This is a genomic window from Chryseobacterium culicis (genome assembly GCF_900108365.1).
GTDB lineage: Bacteria > Bacteroidota > Bacteroidia > Flavobacteriales > Weeksellaceae > Chryseobacterium > Chryseobacterium culicis.
This window is the reverse complement of sequence record NZ_FNWQ01000016.1, coordinates 1-3,821: the sequence shown is the minus strand read 5'-3', so window position 1 is coordinate 3,821 and position 3,821 is coordinate 1. Positions and strand designations below refer to the sequence as shown.

The 3,821-nt window shown below is 33.1% G+C and carries 5 protein-coding genes; all 5 read left to right on the top strand.

From position 1 onward, the window contains the following. Nucleotides 1-254 precede the first annotated feature (254 nt). Nucleotides 255-1,343 (top strand): RHS repeat-associated core domain-containing protein, encoded by a 1,089-nt coding sequence (locus tag BLW74_RS22165; protein ID WP_089697125.1) that lies wholly within the window; start codon nt 255-257, stop codon nt 1,341-1,343. A gap of 9 nt (nt 1,344-1,352) precedes the next feature. Then, nucleotides 1,353-1,868: a hypothetical protein gene (locus BLW74_RS22160; RefSeq protein WP_089697123.1), complete on the top strand. Its 516-nt coding sequence runs from the start codon at nt 1,353-1,355 to the stop codon at nt 1,866-1,868. A gap of 114 nt (nt 1,869-1,982) precedes the next feature. Then, nucleotides 1,983-2,912 carry an RHS repeat-associated core domain-containing protein gene (locus BLW74_RS22155; RefSeq protein WP_089697119.1) on the top strand — a complete coding sequence of 310 codons (930 nt, stop codon included), beginning with the start codon at nt 1,983-1,985 and terminating at the stop codon, nt 2,910-2,912. Next, a complete protein-coding gene (locus BLW74_RS22150) occupies nt 2,909-3,382 on the top strand; it encodes a hypothetical protein (RefSeq protein WP_089697116.1) in 474 nt (157 codons plus the stop codon). The genes BLW74_RS22155 and BLW74_RS22150 overlap by 4 nt, the downstream gene beginning before the upstream one ends. 80 nt (nt 3,383-3,462) lie before the next feature. Continuing rightward, a partial coding sequence (locus tag BLW74_RS22280) for an RHS repeat-associated core domain-containing protein (protein ID WP_228425023.1) occupies nt 3,463-3,821 on the top strand: 359 nt, incomplete at its 3' end.

The window sequence follows — 3,821 nt, the reverse complement described above, 5'->3', positions numbered from 1 at the left end:
AATTAATAGTAAACTATACAAAAAAAGCTTTAGATAAAAATTGGACTCCCAATAAATAATTAAAAGTGCTGGTATAAAGTGATCCATTTCCCCCCTACACTTTTCAATGAGACATTATTAAGGTGTGAATGTTTCAAGAATGTAATAATAAATTAGAGTATTGAAAATCAATACTCTAATTTTAAAAACATTTGTAAAATCACCTTGGAAATACCAGGGTAAGTTTTGCAAAAAACAGCGAAGGCGTTCCTGAAATTATAGATACCAACAACTATTATCCTTTTGGGCTGAACCATATTTCAAATTCGTTCAGCAATTCAGGTTTTGGAAGCTTCTATAGTTATAAATATAATGGCAAAGAGCTTCAGGAAACAGGATTGTTTGATTACGGATGGAGACAGTATATGCCAGACCTGGGAAGATGGAACGGGATAGACCAGCTGGCAGAAAGCTACCTTTCTACCAGTCCGTTTGCTTATGTAGCCAATAATCCCGTATCAAGCTTTGATGTAGACGGTAGATGGATGGATGATTCAGGGCATATTATAGATACTACAGGACAAACCTTTGGGTTTCTTGGTTCATCATATAAACCTCAAGGTGCTACTAATTATCTGGGTGTAAAATATGGAGATGGCGGTGGAAACGGAAGCTATACCCCGTTTGGGAGAACACAAGCGTATGCGGATTTGATGACTGCATTTTATAATGGAGGAACCGGAGGAATGTCTAATATCGGGGGAACACTAAGATGGTGGACAGATTATGAAGATCCGGATCCTACTGTTACAGGAATAGGTACTTTGGGTATGTTGAAGCTAAAAGGGTATGTTGACAATATTGATTTTGGTAAAACAACATCTAACACTACATGGTGGGTAAATACTGCTGTAGGTGCTGCAGCTACAGCAAATGTACCAAGAACTGGTGTTTTTCAATATAATGACTTATGGCACCAGACAAAGACAAGAGGCGTTTCTTTTGCTTGGCAAAACAAATGGAAAAATCCTGGAGCTAAATTCTGGAGAGGACAACAAGTTAAAGGCTTTCAAGGAGCAAGAAGTTTAGGGACAAAGCTGACAGCTGTAGGTGGTGCTTTACTAGTTGCTGATATTGCAATGTCAGGACAAGTTAAGCCTTCTCATATAATTAATGGAGCAATGTTGGGAGCTTCAATGTCAGGAGTAGGGTCTATTGTTGCTGGAGCTTGGTTCGTAGTAGATATTGGAACAGGTGGGGTTAACTACCTGAGTGGAAATGGCTTTACAACTCTTTCTGATGTAATTGATCAAAGCAAATGGGGGCAAAGCGTTACTGTTGATATGTATGACGGACTTTATTAAAATAAACTTATGATTAAAAGTAAAATACACCGTAATTGGTATTTATGGTTAGCTTTAATGCTATTTTTTTTAGCTATTGGATTTTATATGTTCATTGTAAAAACTATTGTTTATATAATTAAAGAGGGAATATCATTTTCTAATATTTTAGTTTTGATTCTTTGTCTTTTATTTGAATTATTTATTATTATTGTAATCAAAGACTTTAAATATATAATAATAGATGGTCAAAAAAATCAGTTAAAATATTATTCTTTTCTCCAGCCTTTCGGACGCATTTTAAGTTTAAATGATTTTGATAACAAAATCAAAACATCGGAAACTAGTATGAGAGGAGAATATGAAGTTGTTTATCTTCTCAAGAAAGGATACACTGTCTTTAAAATAAGTGGTCTCTTCTACGATAATTTAAAAGAAATGGATTCATCTATAAAGTTGAAGAGAATTTATAATTATAAATTTAATTTAAAATTGTATTTGCAATTATTATTTACTGGTAAAATAAGGATAGAAGAAGAACGATAGAATACCCAAACATCTTATAACATTAGAGCATTGAAATTCAATGCTCTGATATTAAAATATAACGGCAAAGAGCTTCAGGAAACAGGCATGTACAGCTACTGATGGAGAGACTATATGCCGGATTTGGGAAGATGGAACGGGATAGATCAGCTTGCAGAAAGCTATCTATCTACCAGTCCATTTGCTTATGTAGCCAATAATCCTGTATCAAGATTTGATGTGGACGGAAGATGGATGGATGATTCGGGGCATATTACAGATACTACAGGACAAACCTTTGGGTTTCACGGATCGCAGTATAATCCTCTGATGTCTTTCAGTACGTATGACGGGATGCATACTAATGAGGGTGCTGGCGTTACAGATAATGGAAATAATAGAATTGCCCAAGGACCTAAGCCTAATATTTTTAAGACAATAGGCAATTTTGTCAAAAGATTATTAGGTAAGGTTAAAAACAAAATAGAAATAGGAATCGTTGAAACAACAACACCTTATACTGCTATAGAAGATTTTTCGGAGGATACCGCAAATTTTCTAGACCGTTATATACATAGTACAAATGAAACATTCTATAGTTTTTCGGGAGGAAATAATGATCCAGATAAAGAAACTCTCAATAAGCTGAGACCAGGAGATAATATTGAAGCCAATAATATGTTTGAATATATATTAAATGGCACAATGAGAGCTGTTAAAATAGTAAATTTAAGACCAGACCATTATCAGACAGCTATTGATATGATGTCGCTTAGCTCACTCCCACGAGGAAATGGATTTTATTCGCCAGAGGGATTTGATCGTACCGTAGAATCAGATACTTTAAGCTATTATGGAGTACAATCTGTTGGTATAATTTCATATAAAGGCAATGACAATAATATTGTTGGTTTTGGTATTAAAACTATAATTGTTAATAAAAATAATATGTCAGGAAAGCAGCATGATTCTTTAATTAATAGAATTAATAGTGATCATAATTATTATAACAAAAAAGTTAGCTATGCAGCTGACAGTTTACTACATCAAATGTTAAGAAAATGAAAAAATTAGGAATAATATGCTTAATGGCACTTTTAAGCTGTACTGAAAAAGAACAAACTAAGAAAGTTTTTGGTCCCGAAAATAAGTTGAAATATATTTACAAAACTAAAGGAGATATTACAACTATTTATGATTATTCAAAGGATGGAAAATTGATGATGAAATTAAATTTTAAACAAGATCAATTTATTGATACTATATATTTCTATGATTTTGATAATCATTATACAGTAATAGATAGTTCTAAGGGTAAATATTTTTACGGAACACAAATACTTACCTATGATAACGGAAAATATGCATATAAAGGGGCATATAGATACACTAAAAATGTAGACCCAAAAAAAATTGCTAAAAGCTTACTAAAATTTGGTCAACATAATACTTATAATATTGATGGCAGCCTAAAAGATGAGTTAAACTTTAAAATAATTGGAGATTCCTCATTTGTCGTTAGTCAAAAAAATTAGCAAAACATTATTATATTATTTTAGAAATATCATGATAATTTTGGTAATATTCTAAAAGTCTTTACTAATAAATTAGAGTATTGGTTTTCAATACTCTAATTTTAAAATATAACTGTAAGGAACTTCAGGAAACAGGTTTGTTTGATTACGGATGGAGACAGTATATGCCAGACTTGGGAAGATGGAACGGGATAGACCAGCTGGCAGAAAGCTACCTTTCTACCAGTCCGTTTGCTTATGTAGCCAATAATCCCGTATCAAGCTTTGATGTAGACGGTAGATGGATGGATGATTCAGGGCATATTACAGATACTAAAGGACAAACCTTTGGGTTTCTTGGTTCATCATATAAACCTCAAGGTGCTACTAATTATCTGGGTGTAAAATATGGAGATGGCGGTGGTACTTTCGGGCAAACCCAGTTTTATAAAGATATCAT

Excerpts from the sequence above, each read along its gene's own strand:
- BLW74_RS22150 (WP_089697116.1), top strand. The coding sequence starts at position 2,909 with ATGAAAAAATTAGGAATAATATGCTTAATGGCACTTTTAAGCTGTACT.
- BLW74_RS22160 (WP_089697123.1), top strand. The coding sequence starts at position 1,353 with ATGATTAAAAGTAAAATACACCGTAATTGGTATTTATGGTTAGCTTTA.
- BLW74_RS22155 (WP_089697119.1), top strand. The coding sequence starts at position 1,983 with ATGCCGGATTTGGGAAGATGGAACGGGATAGATCAGCTTGCAGAAAGC.